The sequence below is a fragment of the Haladaptatus sp. AB643 genome (assembly GCF_024136975.1).
In the GTDB taxonomy this organism is placed as follows: Archaea; Halobacteriota; Halobacteria; order Halobacteriales; family Haladaptataceae; genus Haladaptatus.
In genome coordinates, this window is the sequence record NZ_JAMYJW010000008.1 from 1 (window position 1) to 21,348 (window position 21,348).

The 21,348-nt window shown below is 60.8% G+C and carries 26 protein-coding genes; 13 read left to right on the top strand and 13 right to left on the bottom strand.

The window, feature by feature from the left end; all coding sequences use genetic code 11:
* Window positions 1-457, bottom strand: a 457-nt coding sequence (locus NKF25_RS15600; protein WP_253227582.1) for a hypothetical protein, incomplete at its 3' end; no start/stop codon positions are given.
* A gap of 202 nt (window positions 458-659) precedes the next feature.
* Window positions 660-920 carry a twin-arginine translocase TatA/TatE family subunit gene (locus NKF25_RS15605; RefSeq protein WP_253227583.1) on the bottom strand — a complete coding sequence of 87 codons (261 nt, stop codon included), beginning with the start codon at window positions 918-920 and terminating at the stop codon, window positions 660-662.
* A 249-nt stretch (window positions 921-1,169) separates the two neighbouring features.
* Between NKF25_RS15605 and NKF25_RS15610 the strand changes: the two genes are divergently transcribed.
* Window positions 1,170-1,742 (top strand): hypothetical protein, encoded by a 573-nt coding sequence (locus NKF25_RS15610; RefSeq protein WP_253227584.1) that lies wholly within the window; start codon window positions 1,170-1,172, stop codon window positions 1,740-1,742.
* 9 nt (window positions 1,743-1,751) lie between these two features.
* On the opposite strand, the gene NKF25_RS15615 is transcribed toward NKF25_RS15610, so the two are convergent.
* The gene (locus NKF25_RS15615; RefSeq protein WP_253227585.1) at window positions 1,752-2,090 is read right to left on the bottom strand and encodes a thioredoxin domain-containing protein; all 339 of its coding nucleotides are present in this window, start codon (window positions 2,088-2,090) and stop codon (window positions 1,752-1,754) included.
* A 195-nt stretch (window positions 2,091-2,285) separates the two neighbouring features.
* Between NKF25_RS15615 and NKF25_RS15620 the strand changes: the two genes are divergently transcribed.
* Window positions 2,286-2,753: a hypothetical protein gene (locus NKF25_RS15620; protein WP_253227586.1), complete on the top strand. Its 468-nt coding sequence runs from the start codon at window positions 2,286-2,288 to the stop codon at window positions 2,751-2,753.
* Window positions 2,754-2,817: 64 nt separating this feature from the next.
* Here the strand turns inward: NKF25_RS15620 and NKF25_RS15625 are convergent, their stop codons facing one another.
* Together NKF25_RS15625 and NKF25_RS15630 are read right to left on the bottom strand one after the other, a co-directional pair.
* Window positions 2,818-3,195: a hypothetical protein gene (locus NKF25_RS15625; RefSeq protein ID WP_253227587.1), complete on the bottom strand. Its 378-nt coding sequence runs from the start codon at window positions 3,193-3,195 to the stop codon at window positions 2,818-2,820.
* 141 nt (window positions 3,196-3,336) lie between these two features.
* Window positions 3,337-3,813, bottom strand: a complete 477-nt coding sequence (locus NKF25_RS15630; RefSeq protein ID WP_253227588.1) for an Lrp/AsnC family transcriptional regulator — start codon at window positions 3,811-3,813, stop codon at window positions 3,337-3,339.
* Window positions 3,814-3,903: 90 nt separating this feature from the next.
* On the opposite strand from NKF25_RS15630, the gene NKF25_RS15635 reads away from it, so the two are divergent.
* Window positions 3,904-4,602, top strand: a complete 699-nt coding sequence (locus NKF25_RS15635; protein WP_253227589.1) for an MBL fold metallo-hydrolase — start codon at window positions 3,904-3,906, stop codon at window positions 4,600-4,602.
* Window positions 4,603-4,673: 71 nt separating this feature from the next.
* Here the strand turns inward: NKF25_RS15635 and NKF25_RS15640 are convergent, their stop codons facing one another.
* Entirely contained in the window at window positions 4,674-5,357 is a 684-nt protein-coding gene (locus NKF25_RS15640; protein WP_253227590.1) for a haloacid dehalogenase type II, read from the bottom strand.
* Window positions 5,358-5,442: 85 nt separating this feature from the next.
* On the opposite strand from NKF25_RS15640, the gene NKF25_RS15645 reads away from it, so the two are divergent.
* Complete coding sequence (locus NKF25_RS15645) at window positions 5,443-5,790, top strand: SHOCT domain-containing protein (protein WP_253227591.1); 348 nt, start codon at window positions 5,443-5,445, stop codon at window positions 5,788-5,790.
* A gap of 15 nt (window positions 5,791-5,805) precedes the next feature.
* On the opposite strand, the gene NKF25_RS15650 is transcribed toward NKF25_RS15645, so the two are convergent.
* Window positions 5,806-6,537, bottom strand: coding sequence for a DUF4396 domain-containing protein (locus NKF25_RS15650; RefSeq protein WP_253227592.1), 732 nt, complete (start codon window positions 6,535-6,537; stop codon window positions 5,806-5,808).
* A gap of 179 nt (window positions 6,538-6,716) precedes the next feature.
* Entirely contained in the window at window positions 6,717-7,691 is a 975-nt protein-coding gene (locus NKF25_RS15655; protein ID WP_253227593.1) for an aldo/keto reductase, read from the bottom strand.
* 171 nt (window positions 7,692-7,862) lie between these two features.
* Here NKF25_RS15655 and NKF25_RS15660 point away from each other — a divergent pair, with 171 nt between their 5' ends.
* On the top strand, window positions 7,863-10,082 hold the full coding sequence (locus NKF25_RS15660; RefSeq protein ID WP_253227594.1) for a PAS domain S-box protein: 2,220 nt from the start codon (window positions 7,863-7,865) through the stop codon (window positions 10,080-10,082).
* Here the strand turns inward: NKF25_RS15660 and NKF25_RS15665 are convergent, their stop codons facing one another.
* Window positions 10,083-11,123 (bottom strand): hypothetical protein, encoded by a 1,041-nt coding sequence (locus NKF25_RS15665; protein WP_253227595.1) that lies wholly within the window; start codon window positions 11,121-11,123, stop codon window positions 10,083-10,085. It abuts the gene before it with no gap.
* Between the two features lie 154 nt (window positions 11,124-11,277).
* Here NKF25_RS15665 and NKF25_RS15670 point away from each other — a divergent pair, with 154 nt between their 5' ends.
* From NKF25_RS15670 to NKF25_RS15695, 6 genes are all read left to right on the top strand, one after another.
* Window positions 11,278-12,030, top strand: coding sequence for a helix-turn-helix domain-containing protein (locus NKF25_RS15670; protein WP_253227596.1), 753 nt, complete (start codon window positions 11,278-11,280; stop codon window positions 12,028-12,030).
* Window positions 12,031-12,210: 180 nt separating this feature from the next.
* The gene (locus tag NKF25_RS15675) at window positions 12,211-12,492 is read left to right on the top strand and encodes a HalOD1 output domain-containing protein (protein WP_253227597.1); all 282 of its coding nucleotides are present in this window, start codon (window positions 12,211-12,213) and stop codon (window positions 12,490-12,492) included.
* On the top strand, window positions 12,489-12,680 hold the full coding sequence (locus NKF25_RS15680) for a hypothetical protein (RefSeq protein WP_253227598.1): 192 nt from the start codon (window positions 12,489-12,491) through the stop codon (window positions 12,678-12,680). Before NKF25_RS15675 ends, NKF25_RS15680 begins: the two co-directional genes overlap by 4 nt.
* A gap of 331 nt (window positions 12,681-13,011) precedes the next feature.
* A complete protein-coding gene (locus NKF25_RS15685) occupies window positions 13,012-14,046 on the top strand; it encodes a thiamine pyrophosphate-dependent dehydrogenase E1 component subunit alpha (RefSeq protein ID WP_253227599.1) in 1,035 nt (344 codons plus the stop codon).
* Entirely contained in the window at window positions 14,043-15,053 is a 1,011-nt protein-coding gene (locus NKF25_RS15690; RefSeq protein WP_253227600.1) for an alpha-ketoacid dehydrogenase subunit beta, read from the top strand. The genes NKF25_RS15685 and NKF25_RS15690 overlap by 4 nt, the downstream gene beginning before the upstream one ends.
* Window positions 15,053-16,063 (top strand): NAD(+)/NADH kinase, encoded by a 1,011-nt coding sequence (locus tag NKF25_RS15695; protein WP_253227601.1) that lies wholly within the window; start codon window positions 15,053-15,055, stop codon window positions 16,061-16,063. The genes NKF25_RS15690 and NKF25_RS15695 overlap by 1 nt, the downstream gene beginning before the upstream one ends.
* 11 nt (window positions 16,064-16,074) lie before the next feature.
* On the opposite strand, the gene NKF25_RS15700 is transcribed toward NKF25_RS15695, so the two are convergent.
* The 3 genes from NKF25_RS15700 to NKF25_RS15710 form a co-directional block, all read right to left on the bottom strand.
* Window positions 16,075-17,715: a 2-oxo acid dehydrogenase subunit E2 gene (locus NKF25_RS15700; RefSeq protein WP_253227602.1), complete on the bottom strand. Its 1,641-nt coding sequence runs from the start codon at window positions 17,713-17,715 to the stop codon at window positions 16,075-16,077.
* A gap of 83 nt (window positions 17,716-17,798) precedes the next feature.
* Entirely contained in the window at window positions 17,799-18,008 is a 210-nt protein-coding gene (locus tag NKF25_RS15705; RefSeq protein WP_253227603.1) for a hypothetical protein, read from the bottom strand.
* 10 nt (window positions 18,009-18,018) lie between these two features.
* Window positions 18,019-18,219, bottom strand: a complete 201-nt coding sequence (locus NKF25_RS15710) for a hypothetical protein (RefSeq protein ID WP_253227604.1) — start codon at window positions 18,217-18,219, stop codon at window positions 18,019-18,021.
* Between the two features lie 282 nt (window positions 18,220-18,501).
* On the opposite strand from NKF25_RS15710, the gene NKF25_RS15715 reads away from it, so the two are divergent.
* Together NKF25_RS15715 and NKF25_RS15720 are read left to right on the top strand one after the other, a co-directional pair.
* Window positions 18,502-19,317 (top strand): GNAT family N-acetyltransferase, encoded by an 816-nt coding sequence (locus NKF25_RS15715; protein WP_253227605.1) that lies wholly within the window; start codon window positions 18,502-18,504, stop codon window positions 19,315-19,317.
* Window positions 19,318-19,472: 155 nt separating this feature from the next.
* The gene (locus NKF25_RS15720; protein WP_253227606.1) at window positions 19,473-19,745 is read left to right on the top strand and encodes a C2H2-type zinc finger protein; all 273 of its coding nucleotides are present in this window, start codon (window positions 19,473-19,475) and stop codon (window positions 19,743-19,745) included.
* Between the two features lie 114 nt (window positions 19,746-19,859).
* Here NKF25_RS15720 and NKF25_RS15725 read toward each other — a convergent pair whose 3' ends face one another.
* Window positions 19,860-21,212, bottom strand: coding sequence for a polysaccharide deacetylase family protein (locus NKF25_RS15725; protein ID WP_253227607.1), 1,353 nt, complete (start codon window positions 21,210-21,212; stop codon window positions 19,860-19,862).
* Between the last annotated feature and the right edge of the window lie 136 nt (window positions 21,213-21,348).

Here is a 21,348-nt window from a genome sequence, read left to right on the forward strand (position 1 = left end):
CTTCCTCTTCCTCTTCCTCTTCCTCTTCCTCTTCCTCTTCCTCTTCCTCTTCCTCGTCCCCACCCTCGTTTTCGTCTCCTTCCGCTTCGTCCGCTGATTCATCGCGTTCCGTTTCGTCAGTTTCCGCGGCTTCGTCGGTGTCTTCCGCTTCGTCGTCCTCATCCGATTCCGTCACGCTGTCCGTGTCGTGAATCTCGATTTCCATCGGACCCCCTTCGGCTCCGCTGAACTCCCCCAACTCCTCACGGAAATCCGATTCGCTCCGACTCTTCCCGACGAGATAACCAGCGATGAATGCAAATCCGAGGAACAACAGCGTTCGGAGTTTCGACCCCGACCCTTCCGAACCTTCGCTTTCCTCCTCGTCGTCCGCCTGGCGGTGACGAATCTCATCGATGACGGAACGCTGATTCGCGTTCTCGTCCGTTGGCTCATCGTCCGTCGTATTCTCGGGCATACCGTTCGGTTTGCGGGTGAGTGACTTTTCCGTTGTGGTCGCCGAACGAAACGGGCCACTGCTCAAAGTCGGTCATTTCCGGTCGCCCACTCTCGTCGTGGTCGCCACCGTGATTCGATGGACTGCGGCTTCTCTATCGACCTGTTCTGAAAAGTGAAAATCCGTGTTGGGCCGGGTTTTCCCCCTGCCCCCCACAATCCGTTTATTGTGCTTCCGCTTCGGTTTCGACCGACGGGTTCGTCTCGGTTTCGGTCTGCGTCTGGGTTCCGGAGTCCTGCATCTCACGGAGTTCGGTCTCGACTTCTTCGCGACCTTTCTTGAACTCACCCATCGCCTCACCCGTGGAACGTGCGAGTTCCGGAATCTTGTTTGCACCGAACAGGAGAACTGCGATGAGCAGAATTACGACGAGTTCTGCTCCACCTGGAATCGGCCCGAACAGCGGAATCATTTCAACTACCATCTGTGTTAAACGATACCGTTCCGTTATTTATAGGCTTTTTGCCTCGTGTCAATTGTTACCATTGCGAGTGATCGATCAGTAGCGTTACGCAGCTTCGGACTTTCCGCCACGGATGACAGATATCAGTTAAATCCTACCGACTTCATTCACGGAATCGACGGAACGCGTCCCGTAACCCGTGGTTCCCCGTTCAATCGAGAATCCTATACATCGAAATATTTATATAATTTCCCTCATGGGAAACAGAACATGGAGTCAACAGCAACGACGGGCGTCGAATCTCCCCCGGTGCAGTCGAAACGGCTCGCACGGTTCTGCGCGCGTGGGGTCTCGTTCGGTATCCTCGCCTATCTCGTCGGCTACCTTCTCGTCGCCGCATTGTTCGTTTTCGGCCCCGCGAATATCGATCAAACCACACACTTGGACATCCAGCTCAAATGGTTCGGGTTCGTCTTCTACAACGCCCAATTCGTTCCGATCGCTGTCGCTGGCCAATCGTACAACTACATCACGCAGGCCGCGGATCCGGCGGTCCCCCCGCTCGTCTATCAAGCCATTCCGATCCTCGCGCTCGGCGTTGCGAGCGTCGTGTTCGCCGTCCGAAGCCGGTTGGAAGGATTCGTCCAGATGGTCGTCTACTCCGGAGCGAGCGTCGCCGTCGGGTACGCCGTGCTCGCCATCATGGGTGCACTGCTGTTCAGTATCTCTTCCTCGGGGATAACGGCACAACCGGAACTGCTCAAGGCGGCCGTCTACGGTGCCGCGTACCCCATCGTCATTGCGACTGTCGTCACGGGTATCGTCGTGTTCGTCCGTCGGTAAGCTGTTTTCTTACTCCCCCTTCGTTCCTTCCACGAACTGGATGACGGCCTCCGTTCCCTGGAACCCGTCGGCCATTCGTCCGACGAGTTCTCCGTCCTCGAACAGCAAGAGGGTCGGTACGCTCCGGATATCGTATCGCTCGACCAGCGAGATGTCGTCGCCGGGGTTGACCATCACGACCGTTGCGTCGGTCGCGCGGGCCACGTTCCCGACGACGGGTTCGATCGCCTGACAGAGCGCACAGCCGTTGGTGTAGCAATCGACCAGCACGAGGTCGTGGTTCGTGATGACCGAATCGAGTTCGTCGGCGTCCGCGACCCGTAACGGCTTCGTGGATTCGTCGCTCACGGCCGAGCTACGTACCCGTCGAACTTGGGGCGTTCGTTTTCAGATGTTCCGTTCGCCGATGTCCGCCATCTCGGAGAGGAGGCCCCCACGGCGGTCGATTTCCAGTGTGGTTTTCCCCATCTCCGTATAAATTTTCTCTCTGTAGCGGGCTATCGTTCGACACGACTTTGTGGTCCGACGCCGCCCATTCGAGCGATGACCGGCCCGGAAACCGACCCAGAAACGGATCCAACGCCCGATCCGAAAACGGACGTGGAACGCGCCGTCCGTGAGTTCTTCCGTTCCGAACACGCGGGGACGATTTCCGCTCTCCTTCGGTGTGCCGATACGGTCGCTGAAGGGTGGGCGGACGATTCGACGACCGACCGGAGTGCTGTCGTGGGACCCCTCAAGCGAGAACTGCGCGAGTCCGGATTGCTGGCTCGATTTCCCGACATGCTCGTGGGTGCGGCGGGGGCGGCGGGATTCTCGCTCCGAGCCACGCCAGTCCCCGCGCCGCCGTATGTGGCCGTGACAAGCCGTGGGCCGGTCCTCCGGGCGACGGTGTCCGGCGGCCGCCTCGTCGTCGCGTTTCGACTCTTCGACGTCGTTCGTGATGGGGACGTTCGGTACGTTCGAGGAACGAGTGACGCTCGAACCGCCGTTTCGGTCGAGTACAAATAGAGCCGAACGATTTGGCTATTGGCCGAACGTTTTCCCCTTCGTTCGGACTGATGGATGTCCCTCGTTATCCTTCGAATCCGTTGTCCGACAGAACGGATAGCAGATCCGTTACGGGACCGGTATCGTCCGACAGTCCGACCAAATCCCGTTCCTGCTCGTACTCCACGACTCCGTGCTCGCTCAACCGTGGAATATGGTTGTGATAGAGACTCAAATACACGTGTAACACTTCCTGTTCTTCTATGTCGGGGAGTCGAACGTCGTTCTCCGCTACGGCGACTTCCTCGGCCAGATCTGCCAACGTGAGCGCGAGATCGTGCTGTTTCAGGCGATCGATGACGAGACGTCGCCGCCGATTCGCGACGAGGCGCAGAACGGTATCGACCGACAGTTCGCCAGATTGTCGTGTAGCGGATGTCTCAGTTCGGGAATCAGCAACCATACTCCTAGTAACGGGTCTGTATTGGAAAAAATCATTGTGGAATTTCCACCGTCGCGGCTGTGGATTCAGCACTCAACCGCCGTTATCACGTCGGTTTCCACAACTCGTAGCGACGACGACCGATGGAGGTCTTCTCGTCGGTTACTCCTCGATGACTTCCTGTCCGAAGTGGTTGAACGGTTGGGTCCGTTCTACCTTTATTATATCCGTACTCACGATGTCCATCCCCAGTTCGTCTATCTGTTCGGTGATGGAGTCCACCGTGTCGGAGTTGACGGCGATGGCCTCGACGTGCAAGTTTTCGGTCCCAGTCAGCAACTCTCGGACGGTGACGACCCCGGTTATCCCCATCACTTGACCCGCGAGCCTCGAACGGTTGGAGGGAGGGGCACGACAGACGATGAGAACGTGTAACTGGTAGTTCGCCTTCTCGTAGTTGATATCCGGATGGTACCCCTCGATGACTCCCGCGTCCTCCAATCGTTGAATACGGTTTCTGACGGTGCTCGCCGACACACCGACTTCTTTCCCCATCTCCGCCGCAGTGCTGTTTCGGGCATCGTTCTGTAGCGCGTGGAGTATTCCCCTATCGACGTTGTCGAGCCGAACCGGACTCATATGACGGTCTACCTCCGTCTCACTGATCAGGGTTTTGGCGCTTCGAACACGTCTCCGAAACGTTACGTTCCAGCGCAGTGGTCTCTGCGTATGGCTCGGCAACTCGCACCCTGCGTGTGGCTACTCGAACTCGGGATACCCGTCGTCGGAGCCAACGCCTTCCTCGTGGACGACCGGACGGTAACGCGTGACGGTGCCGTAACGCTCGTGGACGCCGGTCTCCCGTGGATCGGCCTGCGCCGCGAACTCGGAGACGCCGGATTCCGTGTCGCGGACATCGACCGCGTGCTCATCACCCACTACGACATCGACCACGTCGGCGGCCTCCACGACCTTCCAGACCTCGACGCGCCGGTGTTCGTCGGCCGACGCGACGCCGACCTCCTCGCCGGAATCTACGACCCGCCGCTGTTCCACCACAAGGGGGCGTTTCACCGCCTCGTCCGGCGATTCGTCTCGGTTCCGTCCCGACTCGACGTGCGTTCCGTGGACGACGGCACGCGTATCGGCGGGTTCACGGCCCATCACACCCCCGGTCACAATCCGGGCCACACGGCCTACGTCCACGACGAACTGGGGGTCGGATTTCTCGGCGACCTCGTCTGGGAACGCGACGGGTCGTTGACGCCGCCCGAATGGTGGGATTCCTACGATACTCGCCAAATCAAACGCAGTATCCGGCGGTTTGCGGGTGCGGTTCCGCCGCTCGAACTCCTCTGCGTGGGCCACGGTCAACCGATCCTACGGGACGGTTCCGAGGCACTTTCGCGACTCGTCCGACGGTTGTGAACGCGTAAAACGATGTTTCGGTACGGTTCGCTCGGCTTCCGTAATCGGCCTACACCTCACTTCGCCTCTCCTCATACGCCCAGTTCGTCGGCCACGTCGTGAATCGAGTCCACGGTCAGGTCCGGTTCGCCGTCGAACGGTTCCCACGGCATGTCCTTTCGATTCAACCACACCCCTTGCAGTCCGGCGTGTCTCGCGCCGATCACGTCGAACCACCCGGCGGTGACGTGTGCGAGTTCCTCGACCGGCGTCCCGATTCGGTCGGCGGCGTGGCGGTACAGTTCGGCGTCCGGTTTGAACGTCCCGATCTCATCGGCGCTGATGGTGTCCTCCAGCAAGTCGCCGATGTCGGCGTGTTCGACCATCGAGTCGAGCATTTCGGGGTTGCCGTTGGAGACGACGTAGCAGTCGTACCCGCCGTTTTGCAGTCGCTCGATGCCGTCGCGCACGTCGTCGAACACGTCGAGTTCGTGGTACACCGACAAGATCTCGTCGCGTTCGTCGTCCCCGATGTCCGCGTCGTGGGCCGACAGGGCGTATTCGAGCGCGTCGCGGTTCATCTCGTAGAACGGTTGGTAAGCGTCCACATGGTTGGCGACGAACGTGTATTCGAGCGACCGGGCGCGCCACAGTTTCGATATTGGTTCGGGGTCGGACACGCGCTCTGCGAGCGCCTTCTCCGCCGCATCCACGTCCACCAGCGTGCTGTACGAGTCGAACGTCACCGTCGAAACCGCCTCGGGGTCGAAAGCCATCTCCTGACGGGTTGGTTCGGGAACGAGTTAATCGCAGGGGCCGGACCGAGAAAACGATTATTTCGCTTCCCGACGTAGTATCGGTATGGCCACATCGAACGACCACGATTCGCTGCTTCGACTGCTCGTCGGGTTGATCGTCGTTCTCCTGTTGCTTCCGCTGGTGATGATGGCGTTCGCGTTCCCGATGATGGGCGGATGGATGATGGGTGGGCGATACGGAACGGGATACATGCCGTTGTGGGGATGGCTCGTGATGCTGGTTCCGCTCGTCCTCCTCTTCGCGCTCGGGTACTTCGTCTATCGTTCCCTCCATCGCGGTGATTTCGGGAGCGACCCCGCGCTCACGGAACTACGGACGGCGTACGCTCGCGGGGATATCTCCGAGGAGGAGTTCGAGCAACGACGACGGCGACTCCGCGAAGAAAAGTGAGCGTTTTCGGTTCGCTCAGTCGGCGGCCTGTGCGCCGTCGTCGCGCATCTTCTTCGGGTTCATCATCCCCTCCTTGACGCCGAACCGGACGAGCGCGGTGTTCACCGGATAGGCGAACAGGAACCCGACCGAGAGCGAGAAGGCCAGCGACCCCCAGAACAGGGGGTCGCCGAATTTCGCCCCCTGTGCGAGCAGGAGGTCGGTGCCGATGGCCGTGATCTCCATGATGGTGATAGACGGCGTCTCGCTGTAGAACGCGTCGGAGAACGCCGTCCGGAAGCTTTCACCTTCCTGCATCAGCGGCCCCATCGTCAACGCGTAGCCGAAGGTGTACGCGAGCGCGAACGTGCCGACCGTCTGTACGAGCGTGCTTCCGACGGCGAGCGCGCCCGCGATGGCGACCATCCCGACGACTTCGCCAGCGCCGCACCCGGAATAACAGTGGGACGTGGAGCGAAAGCCCCGTCGCCAGAGCGAGTCGTTGGAAATCTGGGTTCGCCCGGAGTACCAGTAGACGGCGAGTCCGAACGGTCCGGAGTACGCCACGACGAGCGTCCAGACGAACTTCATCATCGACGGGAGTGCTCGGTTTCTCTTTCGAATATCCCACCAGAGGATCCCGACACAGACGAGGATGAGGACCCCCCAACCGGCGAGGTACGTCGGATTCGACAGTATCGGCTTCAGTACCTTCCGCGCTGGCTCGAACGCGCTCGTGAGGCCGTCGGTGATGGTGAGTAGTTGCATGAAACGTGACCCTCCTTTCAGCACCGCTGTTCTGGGATACAAGACTCCAGTACTACATTGTTCCGGCTAATGGAACAATGTGAGGATGGCGCGTGAGGTTAGATTTCGAACTTCAAGGCCTCCAAAAATTCATATTCAGAGGAAAAAACGCGGTCGGCATCGACGTTCGAATGTGGAGATTACTCGTGACCGGAGACGCGAAGCGGTTCGTACGGCTCTTCGAGATACGCCATGTCGCCGGACGAGAGCGTCACGTCGAGCGCTTCGACGGCCGCTTCCAGGTGTTCGACGCTCGTCGTTCCGACGATGGGGGCGTCCACCGCGTCCTTGTGGAACAGCCACGACAGCGCGATTTGTGCCATCGTGACGCCCTTCTCGGCGGCGAGTTCCTGAACTCGCTCGTTTATCTCCTCGCCGCCGCCCTCCGGATAGGGGTGTTCGCGCGCGTAATCGTCGGTCTTCCCACGCGTCGTGTCCCCGAACTCCTCGTGCGGTCGCGTGAGGTAGCCGCGAGCCAGCGGACTCCACGGGATGACGCCCACTCCTTCCTTCTCGCAGAGCGGGAGCATCTCGCGTTCCTCCTCCCGATACGCGAGGTTGTAGTGGTTCTGCATCGTCACGAAGTGGTCGAGACCGATCCGGTCGCTGGTGTACAGCGCCTCGGCGAGTTGGTGTGCCCACATCGAACTCGCGCCGAGATAGCGGACCTTCTCGCGCCGAACGGCGTCGTCCAACGCCCGCATGGTGGTCTCGATGGGTGTGTCGGGGTCCCACCGGTGAATCTGATAGAGATCGATGGTGTCCATCCCCAGTCGCTCCCGGGAGTTATCGAGTTCCTGTTCGATCGCCTTCCGTGACAACCCGCCGGAGTTCGGGTCGTCTTCGTTCATCTGGAAGAAGCCCTTCGTCGCGACGACCATCTCGTCGCGTCGTCCCTCCAAGGCTTTCCCGAGGATTCGTTCGCTCTCCCCCTCCGAATACATGTTCGCGGTGTCGAAGAAGTTGATACCCAACTCGATCGCCCGCTCGATGATGGGCATACTCTCGTCCTCGTCCAACACCCACTCCCGCCAGTCGCTCGTCCCGAAACTCATACAGCCGAGACAGATACGACTCACTTCCATTCCCGTGTCGCCGAGCGTCGTATACTCCATGCAGGGTGGGTCGCGTCGTGCGAGCAAAAAGCTACGGGCAACGGTGATTCACTCCCCCAACGCGCCGTTTTTCCCACGGCACGATCTCCACAGAGCGACGATAATGCCGTCGATTCCGATAATACTAATTATTAGGCAACGAATACGATAGTTGACAGAGGCGTTGGGACATTGACGAACGACATCCGTGTATTATTCGTTGACCCACTCTCCGACGCGGGTGTTTCGCCGGACCGCCTCTCCGACGCCGTCACCGATCTCACTGTCGTTTCAGCAGCAACCATGGACGACGCGCTCGGTACGCTTTCGGAAACGCGTATCGACTGTGTCCTGAGCGGTTATTCGCTTCCGGACACGGACGGTATCGAGTTGATCAACGTCGTTCGGCAAACGCGTCCGGACCTGCCGTTCATCCTCTGTACCGAATCCGGAAGCGAACACGTCGCCAGCAGGGCGATCTCCGCTGGTGTGAGTGACTATTTTCGGACACAGGAGACCGACGCCGACACGTTGGCGAAGCGAATCGAGCAGACGATACGGCCGTCGAGTTCGAACGAACCCGACCGACGATTCGACCACTATCAGTCCATCGTCCAAGCGATGGGCGATGGGGTATACACGCTCGATACAAACGGTCGGATGACTGCCGTCAACGATACGCTGGTGGAAATTTCGGGGTACGACCGGGAGGAACTCGTCGGCGAACACATATCGCTTCTACTGGACGACGTGGATGTCGAGCGGGGAAATCGAGTCATCAGGGCGCTGCTTGCGGACGATGAGGACGTCGGGCAGTTGCAGGCACACCTTCACACCGTCGAGGGGGGAACGGTGCCGTGCGAGGCTCGAATCGGCTTACTGACACACAACGATGTCTTTCGCGGGACGGTCGGCGTGTTTCGAAGCATTGCGGAGCACGAACACGTCAAACGGGCGCTCCGGGAGGAGAAACAGCGGATCGAGGAACTGCACGAAGTCGCCTCCCAGATGGAGGCCTGCCAGACCGCGGACGAACTCTGTGAGCTAACCATCGATGCCGCGGAAAGCATCCTGCAGTTCGACATCTGTGGAATCGACCTCGTCGACGGAGAATACTTCGCTCCGGCGGCGATTTCGACCGGAATGACGGACGACGGGTACGCCAGACTCCGTACCGATCAAGGGGTGGCAGGGAAAACGTATCAAAATCACGAAACGTACGTCATCGATGACGTGCGGGACGAATCGGATGCGGTCCCGGCGCAGTCCGAATATCGGTCGCTTCTCAGCGTTCCGGTCGGTGATGTCGGCATCTTTCAGGCGGGATCACGCGACTGCTCCGCGTTCGACTGTGAGGACGCCGAACTGGCCGAACTGCTGGTTTCACACACCGCGGAAACGCTTCGGCGCATTCGGTCACAGACCGCCCTCCGCGAGAGCGAGGAGAAGTATCGGACGCTCGTCGAACAGAGCCACGACGCGATTTACATTTATAACGATGACACGTTCGAATTCCTCAACAAGCGTGTCTGTGAACTCACCGGCTACAGCCGTGATGAACTCCTCGACATGAAGATTTGGGATCTGATCCATCCCGACGACCGGGCGGAAGTCGAGCATATCGCCAGCGGTCGTAATCACGAGGAGCGTCCGCCCCACTACGAGGCCCGTGTCGTGACCAAGGACGGCGACGTTCGACATATCGAGTTCAGCGTGCGCGTCATCACCTACGAAGGCGAGTTGGCGAACCTCGGATCCGCCCGTGACGTGACGGAGCGAAAGAAACGAAAGCAGGAGCTCAAGCGACAAAACGAGCGCTTGGAGGAGTTCGCAAGCGTCATTTCACACGACCTGCGGAACCCGCTGAACGTGGCCCAGGGGAACCTCGATCTCGCCAGGGAGCGCGGTGACGAACGACATTTCGAGAAGTCGGAAAACGCCCTCCAGCGAATGGAGAGCCTCATTGCAGACTTGTTGACATTGGCGCGACAGGGACAGGTCGTCAGCGGCACGGAGTCGGTCGAACTCACTTCCGTCGTCCGGCAGGCGTGGGCGAACGTCGAAACACGGGACTGCACGCTCGTCGTGAACACCCTCGAAACGGTCGATGCCGACCGAGGACGACTGCAGGAACTCTTCGAAAACCTGTTTCGAAACGTCGTCGAGCACGCCGGGGACGAGACGACGGTTCGTGTCGGGTCCCTCTCGGACGGTTTTTTCGTCGAGGATGACGGACCCGGGATCACTCCGGAGGAACGCGAGGCCGTCTTCGAGCACGGTCACACGACCGCCGAAAGTGGCTCCGGACTCGGCCTCTCCATCGTCAAGGGAATCGCCAACGCACACGGTTGGTCCATTCGAATCCACGAAGGAACGGACGGTGGGGCGTGCTTTCGAATTCGACGGGCGTAGCTACACCCACCGAAATCCGTCGACGGTCGGCGCTGGCAACGGACTCGATTGTAATCCCTCGCTCGGTTTCGGGTCGTTGTATCCCCGCGGAGCCACGTCGTTCGGCCCGTTCGGATAGAACAGCGACGCCACCAACTGAATCTGGCCGCGACCGACGCCGAGTTCGAATTGCCCGCCGCCGTACAATTCAATCCCGTGTTCGTCACAGTACTCCAGCGTGTCGAGCAGGGATTCGACGCTGCCGAACCGCGACGGTTTGATGTTCATCCACTTGGGTTCGAACGGACGCGATTCGATGCTCTCGATGCCCGTTATCGGCGCATCCCACGAAAGCCGCTCGCTCACGGAATCGAGTATGTCGGCCGTCTCGTCGGTGTACGCGGCGTCTTCGATGACGACGTTTGGGAGCCCCTCCGCGACGCGACGATAGAGGTCGGAATCCGGTGATTGGTTCACCTCCGCCTCGCCGTACTCGGCTTTCATGTCCACGATTCGGACCCGATCAGTGGAAGCCAGTTCGGCGACGAAATCGTCGTCCCATTCCGCTGTGGCGTCGAGTTTGAACCCCAACTCGGGGTCGATGTCGAGCCACTGTCGCACGCGTTCGGCACTTGGCGGGTCACCCAACCGCATGCTCACGACGAACCGCACGGGCTCGGGCGTGCGGTCGAGCAGGCTCGCGAGGTCGGTGTCCGCCTGTCGGAGCGCGAGGTCGAGTGCCGCGCTCTCGAAGGCCCACTGACGGTAGTGTCGGAAATCCGCACGGGACGGCCCGACGGGGAAGAGATCGATGTCCGCGAGCGCCTCCGAGAACTCGTCGAACGTGTACGACCCCGTCAGGTCGAACTCGGCGTCGGCCAGTCCGTGCTGGTCGTCGGCGTCGTACGTCACGTCCTCGCCACGCCCCGTTTCGCCGCCGCCACGCAGGACGATTTCGGTCGTGACGCGCGTGAAGTCGCTCGACGTCTCGCGCTCGTGGGGTTCGAACGAACAGGCATCGATTTCCAGCGGAAGGTCGGCCACCGCGTCGTAAAGTGTCATCCAGTCCTCGTTCGACGCCCAGCGAGTCAATACTTCGCATCGATTCGGTGACGCTCGGTCGTCGCTCGTCCGTCGCTCGTCCGCCGCTGACCGCAATCTCCGGTACCCCTAACAGAACTTGTGTAGCGGCGAGGCTTATGCCGCTCCGAAGCCTATGGACCTGAGACGTGTTCAGAGAAGACGGCCACTTCGCCCGCTGGTCCTCCACCCGACGCACTCCCGTCGAAACGAGACGGTCGGAATCGATTGGGGAGCGAACGTAGCGATGGTCCTCGCCGAGATTCACATCAGCCATCCCGACCTCACGCTAGTGCCAACGATACGTGAGCGGTCGGACGTACTGATTCGCCGGGAGTTCCAACCCGTTCGGAGCGGGTCCAAGCTACTGCTGTTTTTCTCCGTCGAGGGGGACGATTTGGACGGGTTTGAGGAGGCGCTCGACGCGGACCCGACCGTCACGGGTTTCCGTCTCATCGCGGATTACGGCACACAGCGTATCTTCCGGGTTCGGGTCTCGGACGCCGCGAAATCAGTCACGCCGATGCTCGCGGAGTTGGGTATTCAGATTCTCAACGTCCAAAGCGACACCGAGGGGTGGGAACTGCAACTCCAACTGCCGGACAACGACGCACTGGTCGCGTTCCGCGCGTACTGTCGGGACGAGGGCGTTTCGTTCCACGTCGGAACGCTCTACGTCGAAACCGACGGCGGCGGACAGACGAACTTCGGATTGACCGGTCGGCAGCACGACGTCTTGAAGATGGCGTACGAGCGCGGGTATTTCGATGATCCGCGCGGCGTAACTCTCCAGGAACTCGCCGCTAGCACTGGAATCTCCTCGACGGCGTTGGGCCGAAGGTTACGCCGTGGGATGAAACGACTCGTCGAGAAACTGCTCGACCTGTGATGGTCGTGGACGTTCGTAAACCCTTCCCCTCTTAAAGGCGCAGATAGTGAACGGCACGACTGACGTATGCTGGACGACTATCGTCTAACGTGAAGCGAATTGCCCCCAGACACACAGATAACCTCCTCCGAAAGTGTTGATAATATGACTGATATGGACGGTTCATCACCCGATAGGCTCGTGTTCGATCGTACGGAGTACGCCACGGTCAGCGAAGCGGTCGTGGATGCGGTCGCTTCCGTGACCGCCATCGATCCGCTCGAAATGGATCCGCTGTACTCCCTGATCGACTTGGACGCGCTGGAGCGAATCGTCGGCCCGAAACTCAACGGCCAGCGTCGAAACGGGAACGTCACGGTCGAATTTCAGGTGAACGGCCACGACGTCGTGGTGCGTAGCGACGGTCTCATCTACGTGTTCGAGCGGACGGAGACCCACCCCGAACGAATGGACGAACGATGACCGACGACCCCAACGCCAGCGTAACCACCACCGACCGATTCACCGCCCTTTTGGAGGCGACGCTGTCCGCGGCGTACCGAAACGACATCGACGTCGAAGGTGGCTGGTTGATAGAATCCCCATCGTCCGACGTCCCGAACTGGGACATTGAAATCTGGCGGACGGAGAACCCCGACAGTTCGGACTAAGCGCGGATTACCATCGCTCGGATCCCCGACGAGAACAACGTAACGGAAGACGCGTGTATCACAACACCGCCAGCGCTCGAAGTGGATACGGACGAGTTCTTCTCCGATGTGGTTCGATAGTCGAATAGTTGCTCATCTGTCCAATTATTCCGTTTTGACCGAACTTTCGTGAGCGAAGTGGGATCGATTGCGTCGAATCTGGGCGGCCGTTGTCGGTATCTTTCCCGTCAATAGGGCCGTAAAACTACTCCGTCGGAAACGATCCGTAGAGCGAATGGTCTCAAAACGTGCATAATAGTTAATGCCCGTTACGTCGAGTATATCATGGTTTATGGTAGCAATAGACATCGAAACGGAGGAAGGACAAAAGGAAGCGCTACGCCGAATGCTGACGATACGGGCATTCGACACGAAAGCGGGCGAGTTGTTCGGTGACGGGGAACTCCCGGGATTCGTTCACTTGTATATCGGCGAGGAGGCGGTTGCCGTCGGTGCGTGTTCCGCACTGGAGGAGGACGACTACATCACGAGTACACACCGCGGACACGGCCACTGCATCGCCAAGGGGCTCGATTTGGAGGAGATGATGGCCGAACTGTACGGCAAAGCGAACGGATACTGCAACGGCAAAGGCGGGTCGATGCACATCGCGGACGTGGACGCCGGTATGCTGGGTGCGAACGGTATCGTGGGCGCTGGACCACCGCTCGCCACCGGTGCCGCACTCACCTCGCAGATCAAGGACGAGGACACGGTGGCGCTGGCGTTCTTCGGGGACGGTGCGGTCGCACAGGGACAGATTCACGAGGCAATCAACCTCGCGGCGACGTGGAACCTCCCGGCGGTTTTCCTCGTCGAGAACAACCAGTTCGGCGAGGGGACGCCCGTCGAAAAACAGCACAACCTCCAAAACCTGAGCGAAACCGCGGAGGCGTACAACATCCCCGGGTTCACCGTCGATGGAATGGACGTGACCGCCGTCTACGAAGCCGTGAAGGAGGCCCGAAAGCGCGCGATGGACCGCGATGGGCCGACGTTCATCGAAGCGGACACCTACCGCTATCGCGGCCATTTCGAAGGCGACCAGCAACCCTACCGCACCGACGACGACATCGCGCTCTGGAAGGAAAACGACGCCATCGAATCCTTCAGACAGCGGCTTATCGACGCCGGAACGATCACCCAAGCGGAGTTCGACGAGATGGAATCGGACATCAGCGACCGAGTCGAGGCGGCAGCGAAAGAGGCGAAAGAAGCGGCGTATCCCGACCCAACGGAGGCGTACGACGACATGTTCAACGCGACCGTACCCGAGATCGATAGCTTTGCAAAACAGATGCGGACGGATGGTGGTGAGGACCGATGAGCACCGAAAGCGCGCCGTCGTCGGAACCGTCGGAGACCGAGGAGATGACGGTCAGGGAGGCGATTCGGTTGGCGATGCGGGAGGAGTTGGAGGACGACGACGACGTGTTCCTCATCGGCGAGGACGTCGGCGAGTTCGGCGGCGTCTTCGAGGTCACCAGCGGCCTCGTGGACGAGTTCGGGGAGGGCCGAATTCGGGACACGCCCATCAGTGAAGCCGGATTCATGGGTGCGGCTATCGGTGCCGCGGCGACGGGATCACGGCCCGTCGTGGAAATCATGTTCGCGGACTTCATGGGCGTCTGCTCGGAGCAGATCATCAATCAGATGGCGAAAAACCGCTACATGTTCGGCGGCAAAACCGAGATGCCGGTGACCGTCCGAACGACGGAAGGTGGCGGGATGGGTGCTGCCAGCCAGCACTCGGGAACGCTGCACACGTGGTTCGCCCACTTCCCGGGCATCATCGCCGTCGCACCCGGAACGCCGCGGGCCGCGAAGGGGCTCCTCAAATCCGCCATCCGCTCCGACGACCCGGTGTTCGTCTTCGAGAACAAGGCGATGTACGAGCAGACGGGCGAAGTGCCGCTCGATCGGGACTACACCATCCCGCTGGGGACGGCGAAGGTCGAACGCGAGGGGGACGACGTGACGGTCGTCGCGACCCAGCGACTCGTCGGAGAATCGCTCGAACTCGCCGAGGAACTGGCAGGTGAGACCAGCGTCGAGGTCATCGACCTTCGGTCGCTGTATCCGCTCGATACCGACACGCTCGTCGAGAGCGTAGAGAAGACGGGTCGTCTCGTCATCGCCGACGAAAGCCCGCTCTCGTACGGTACCCACGCGGAAGTGGCGACGCGCGTCATGGAGAACGCGTTCTTCAGCCTCGACGCACCCATTCAGCGCGTCGGTGTCGCCGACGTTCACATCCCGTTCAGCCCGGTCCTGGAGGAGGAAGTGCTCCCGGACGCCGACGACGTGAAGGCGGCGATCGACCGCATCGTCTAGTGTCCTCGATAGTCGGTCTCATCGTCAACCCCGTGGCCGGACGGGACATCCGGCGACTGACGGGTGGGGCGAGCGTCAGTAGCAACTACGCGAAACGCCGCACGGCACACTGCGTCCTCGAAGGACTCCGGATCGCCGACGATTCCGAGGTCCTCGTCATGCCGGACAACGCCGGACTCGCGGAGAGAATAGTCGCCGATGCGCCGGACGACCTCGCGATCGACGTGCTGGACGTGGCCGTCACGGATTCCGGACGTGATACGCGAAACGCCGCCGAACGGTTTTCGACCGCGGCCGACGCAGTGGTCGTCCTCGGCGGCGACGGCACCAATCGGGACGTCGCAGTCGGCATCGGCGAGGTTCCGATGGTGAGTATCTCAACCGGAACGAACAACGTGGTTCCCACGCCGGTCGATGGCACGATTGCCGGTGCCGCCGCGGGGTTCGTTGCGAGCGGCGCGGTTCCGGCGTCCGAGACGACGGTACGCCACGGCACAGTCGAAGCGGTCGTGGACGATGGAACGGAGGAACGACGGCTTCGCGGACTGGCGACGGTCGGCGTCCTTGACCAGCAGTTCGTCGGAACTCGGGCGATTCTCGATCCGGAAGACATCATCGGCGGCGTCGTCTCGCGGGCGTCGCCCGCGGAAATCGGTCTCTCGGCGATCGCCGGGGGGTTCGAGACGCACCGTCCGGACGAACCGGGCGGCATCGGATTCCGACTCGGGGATCGAAGCGAATCAGCGAATGAAGACGAACGCGAGGTGCGTGCGGTCACCGTCCCCGGGGTCGTTTCGGACGTTTCCGTCGCGGAGTTCCGTCGGTTGGACGACGGGGAAGCGTTCGCGTTCGACGTCTCAAGCGGCGTCGTCAGTGCCGACGGCGAGCGGGAACTCGAAGTCCGGGACGCGGCGGTCCGTCTCCGTCCCGTGAGCGACGGTCCGCGCCTCGTTCGAATCGACGCGGCGATCGAACGAGCGGCCGACGCGGGCTACTTTCGCGCCAACTGAGTCCCTCATCCTTATTTTTCGCCCGCCGCGATGACGAGCGGCCACGGGTTTTCGACGTGTTCGACCAACGTTCCGAGGAACCGCGCGGCGTCCGCGCCATCGACGATACGGTGGTCGAACGAGAGCGAAAACGAGATTTGCTTGCGGACGGCGACCCCGTCGTCGTCGGTCGGAACCACTTCGCGCCGTATCGCGTTGACGCCGAGGATGGCGATCTGCGGCGGGTTGATGACGGGGTCGAACCGCTCGACGCCGAGGACGCCGAGGTTCGAGACGGTTATCGTGCCGCCGGTGAGGTCGTCCATCGTGAACTCCCCGGAGAGCGCGCGGTCGGTGACTTTCCGCCGTTCCTCGGCGAGGTCGGCGAGCGACATCGAATCGACGTCGCGGATGACCGGTGCGATGAGTCCGGCGTCGATATCGACGGCGACGCAGATGTCGTGTGTCTCGTGGAGTCGATGGACCTCGTCCTCGAACGTCGCGTTGAACTCGGGATGGGCGTCGAGCGCGGCCGACAGCGCCGTCAGCAGTACGTCGGTCACGGACACGTCCGAGGAAAGGGCCTCGTCCGCGGCCGACGCCGCGGCGAGCAACTCCTCCGCATCGGCAGTGCGGTGTTCGGTGACGTGCACCGCCGTGCTGGCACTTTCCCCGAGTCTGTCGGCGATGGTTCGGCGCATCCCCGAAAGCGGTCGGTCCTCCTGCCGGGTTCCGGGGACCGTCTTCGAGTCGTCGCTCGGTTCTTCGGCCGCCGTCGAAGCGGCGACCGATTCGTCGCCTGCCGCCCGCCGAACGTCGGTTTCGGTGAGACGGCCGGTGTCCGCGGTTTCGATCGATTCGACATCCACGCCCAACTCCCGCGCGAGACGGCGGGCGCTCGGGGTGGCGAACACGCGTTCGGCGGGAACGTCGGGTTCGGTCGCTCCCGACGGACCGACATCGGTCGATTCGGCGGCGGCCGGTTCGGGTTCGCTCGCCGCGGCGACCGCTTCGACGTCCTCCTCCGTCACCGCGCCCTGCGGGCCGGTGCCGTCGGCGTCGTGAAGCGCCACGCCCAACTCCTCCGCCCGCCGTTTCGCCCGTGGCGTCGCCTTGACGTCCTCGTCCGACTCGGCGGCCTCGCCGTCGGCCGTCTCACCGTCGGCCGCCGCCTCGACGTCCGATTCGTCCACGGCCCCCTGTGGTCCGGTGCCGTCGATGGTCGTGAGGTCGACGCCGAGTTCCTCGGCCCGTCGCTTCGCTCGCGGCGTGGCTTTGACGCTCGCCGCCGTCGCCGACGAGGATTGGCTCTGAACGCCCGACCCGTGGCCACCATCCTCCGCGGCGGCCGTGGTGGCGCTCTCGGACGACGGTTCGCCCTCCACCGTCGTCGATTTCCCCTCGACCTCCGCGACCAGTTCGTCGATGTCCGCATCCGGCGCGGCGACGATCCCGAGCGGTGCCCCCGGGTCCGTCACGTCACCCTCCTCGACGAAAATCCGTCTCAGAACGCCGTCTTCCCGTGCATCGATTTCTGCCGTCGTCTTCTCCGATTCGATTTCGGCGATGGTCGCGCCCTCCTCGATCGTGTCCCCGACGGAAACCGTCCACGCGTTGAGCGTTCCCGAGTCCATTTCCAGTCCCAACTTGGGCATCTTGACGACATATGCCATGATACGAAAGCACATGGTCTATCATAATAAATGTCTGCTCCCGTCCGCAAATCGGGAATCGATTCCGTTCGTCGATTCCGTCCCTATTGACGAACTCTCGGCGACCCGACCGATTCCCCTCGTGCGTTGCCGTTTTTCACTGCCGTCGCCGACATGCAGTCCAGACAGCCGAACACTTCGTCGTCGTTGTTCCCGAAGACGCGGGCGAAGTCGGGCGTGACGAACGATCCGCAGTTGCGGCATCGACGGTCGCTGTGTTCGAACTCCTCCTGTGATTGTCGTGTTGTGGTCATCGTGATCGGATCAGACGTCGTTCATGCGCTGGCGCGATTCGGTTCCACACTGCACGCATTCCGTGACGCGGTACGGTTCGCGCGAGAACTCGGCGTTCGTTTCGCTGTCGCTTTCCGTGATGATGGTCACGAACACGCGATGGGTCGTCTTCGAATCGCAGTGTTCACACTGTTCGACCGTTTCTTGGGTATTCGATTGTGTCGTTGACATCGTATCTTTGGGCGGCAGTCGTTCTCGTCCCCGTGCTTGCTTCGGAGGGTGCGTTTCTCTATTCATTACTAGCGTTGCCCTCCTGGTCGGTCTACTCGTTGCCAATGCAAGGTGTTCTTTCGTCACTTTCCAAATGAACTGAGATTTCGCGTGAGTGACCTCCGTCTCCGCCCCGTTTTCACTGAGAACCGTTCGTGAATTCCCCGGTCGATATCGGTGAAATCTGCACCACCGTAACCGTTCTGGCGCGAGTTTATCCGGCTTGCAAAGAAACGTGAAAGTATGAAACTACGTGAGCCGACTGCGAGTGACGCGGAGCGGATTCACGAGTTGGCACGGAGTGCGATGACTGCATCGTACTCGCTGAGTCCACAGCAGATAGAGAACGTCATCACCGAGCAGTTCGCCGAGGCGAGGGTGACCGGTCTGGTCGACGCCCCCGACGATCGCGTATTCGCGCTCGAAGACGAGGAGTTCGACACGCTCGTGGGACTCACCGAGGGCCACCTCGACGGGAGTTCCGGCGAGATACGATGGTTGTTGGTGGACCCGGAGCACCGCGGGAAGGGTGTCGGGACGGAACTGTTCGAGACGATAGTCGAGAAGCTACGCGAGGACGGCGCGGAACGAATCGACGCGAACGTGCTCGACGCCGACAGGGAAGGCGCGCAGTTCTTCGAGGAGCAGGGCTTCGAGCGGACGGACGACCGGCAAGTCGAGTACGGCGGCGAACCGTTGGTCGAACACCGGTACTCCCTCGATGCGAGCGAACGGGAGATGTCCGACGACACCAGCGGGGACACCGACCCGACGGAAATGACGTTGGAGAATACGGAGACACACGACGGAACGACGACCGCCGCGACGGAGGACGGGGAGACGGTGTATCTGAACCTGGAGGAAACCAAATCGGGAACCGAACACCCGTTCTTCGTCACATACAGCGACGAAGCGGAGAAGAACAGGTACGGATACTACTGTAGCAACTGTGGGTCGTTGAAAACGACGCGCGACGCCCAAGACCACATCGAGTGTACCGAGTGCGGGAACGTTCACACGCCGAAATCGGCCGAATCGTACGACGATTCGTATCTGTAGTCCTCCCATTTTTCGCCCCCCTCGTCGGTAGCGATAAAATTGACGTGACCGCTCGTCGTAACGGTCGGGCCACGAGCACGGGAGAGTGGAGGGAACAGGGTGAGGTTGCATATTCCAGTAGAATCTTTTCACGGCTCGCGGATGAAAGGCAAAACATGGCAACCGAGTCCAACGAGAAGACGTATTCGTGTGAGTACTGTGACGACGAGTTCGAGGGGAAGGAGGACCTGCACGAACACATGCGAGAGACACACGACGAGACTCCGGACGAGAAGAGCGAGGAATCGGCGGCGGCCGGTACGGACGCGAGCGGGTCCACCGGTTCGATCACCGAGGAGAACAACGAGTCGCCGTCGGCGGCGGAACCGTCGGAGGCCGCTGGACCGTCCGGTAACGAGGACGAGATCGGCCCAGATTCGGACGACTGACGCCGATTCGGACGATTGACGACGGGACCACCATCGCTCCGGTGAGACCATCGGCTAACTACTTTTCGCACCGTTCGATCCCTTCGCCGTCCGGTGAAATCGAATCTCGAACGGTTACGGTCGACTGCGCCGCATCTCCCACAGATCGGAGTAGGTGATTACCTCGATACCGTTCGTCCCGTCGATGTGGGCGAGCAGTTCCTTGTACTCACTTCGGCTCATCGTGTTGTGCGAGTCGAAATTGTGGAAGTTGAGGATGGAACACTGACGGTGCTCGGCCGCCAGCGTCACCGCGCGCTTGGAGACTTCGAGGCGGCTACCGATGGTTCGGGGGAGCACGAGCGGGTCGAACCCGTGGACCCCCGTCATGTTGACGCTGGCCGATTGGTTCATCCCACCCATATAGAAGTATTTGCTGATGATCCTGAGCGCGGTCTTGTCGTAGTTGTTCCCCGGGTAGACGATGAAGTTCGCACCCTCGAAACCGTTGTCTATCATCCACTGTTTGTTTCGGCGCAGGATGTGCTCCAGTTTCTTCGTGGAGATTGTAGCGAACGGATCGCCAGTGCTGCCGTGAACCACGACTTCGTCGCCGTTCTCCTGTCGTTCTCGCAACTCCTCGACGGACATGAAGTACGAGGAGTCGACCTTGTCCGGTTCGATCGGCATCGTGATGACCGCCGGAAAACCGTACTCGTCGTTCAGTGGAGCGGCTTCGTCGTAGTAAATCTGATCCCCATCGTCCCAACTGAGAACGACGTATCCTTTGTCCGGTTTCGGGTGTAGTCGCATGTCATCGACGTGTGCCTGAACGCCGTTCGAGTTGTTGCTGCCGAGTTCGAGTTTGATACGGACGATGTTGCGACGGTCGGGTGGTGTCTCGCTGGTCTCGAACACACCCGGGCAGGTTCGAAACCAGCCGACATCCGGCGGTCGATACGTAACGTTCCGGAGTTCCTGTACGACCCAGTTGTCGTCTGCGTCGTACAGATACACCTGGAAGGAAACGTCCATCGGGGTTTCACTCCGGAACGCGAACGACACGTCGTGGGTGGAAATATCGAGCGGTGCGTCGAGCCGTCGTTCGGCGGTCACCCCTTCGTAACTGTCCGTACTGAGTTTGAGGCTCCGTGTCCCGACGAACGAGATGGAACTATCGGGCGTAACCGAGTTCCGTTTCTCGACCCACTTCGAGCTATCCTCGAAGTCGTCGAAACTCGTTCCGGGTTCGCCGAACCTCTTACGGCTGTTGTAGTCCGTCCGTAGCTTCGGCTTGGACGTCTCTTCGGTGGTCGTTTCCGTCGTCGTCCGTGTCGTGCTGGATTTCGTCGGTCGTCCTGTGGACGTGGACGTACCGGTGGAGGTGCTCTTCGATGAATTCCGTGAACAGCCGGCGAGCACCCCCGTAACGGCGGCACCGGTGAGTTGGAGGAGGCGACGGCGCGTCGTGATTTCGTTCGGGAACATTAGCTCCAATCGGAAACAATTTCACAACTCGTAATATGTTTGTTGGTATCCAATTGGCACACTAATCGTTTATTCTATGTGTGTGGAGTATGACATCACGGAGGATACAACGGAAACTTCCTCAAGCGGGATCGAA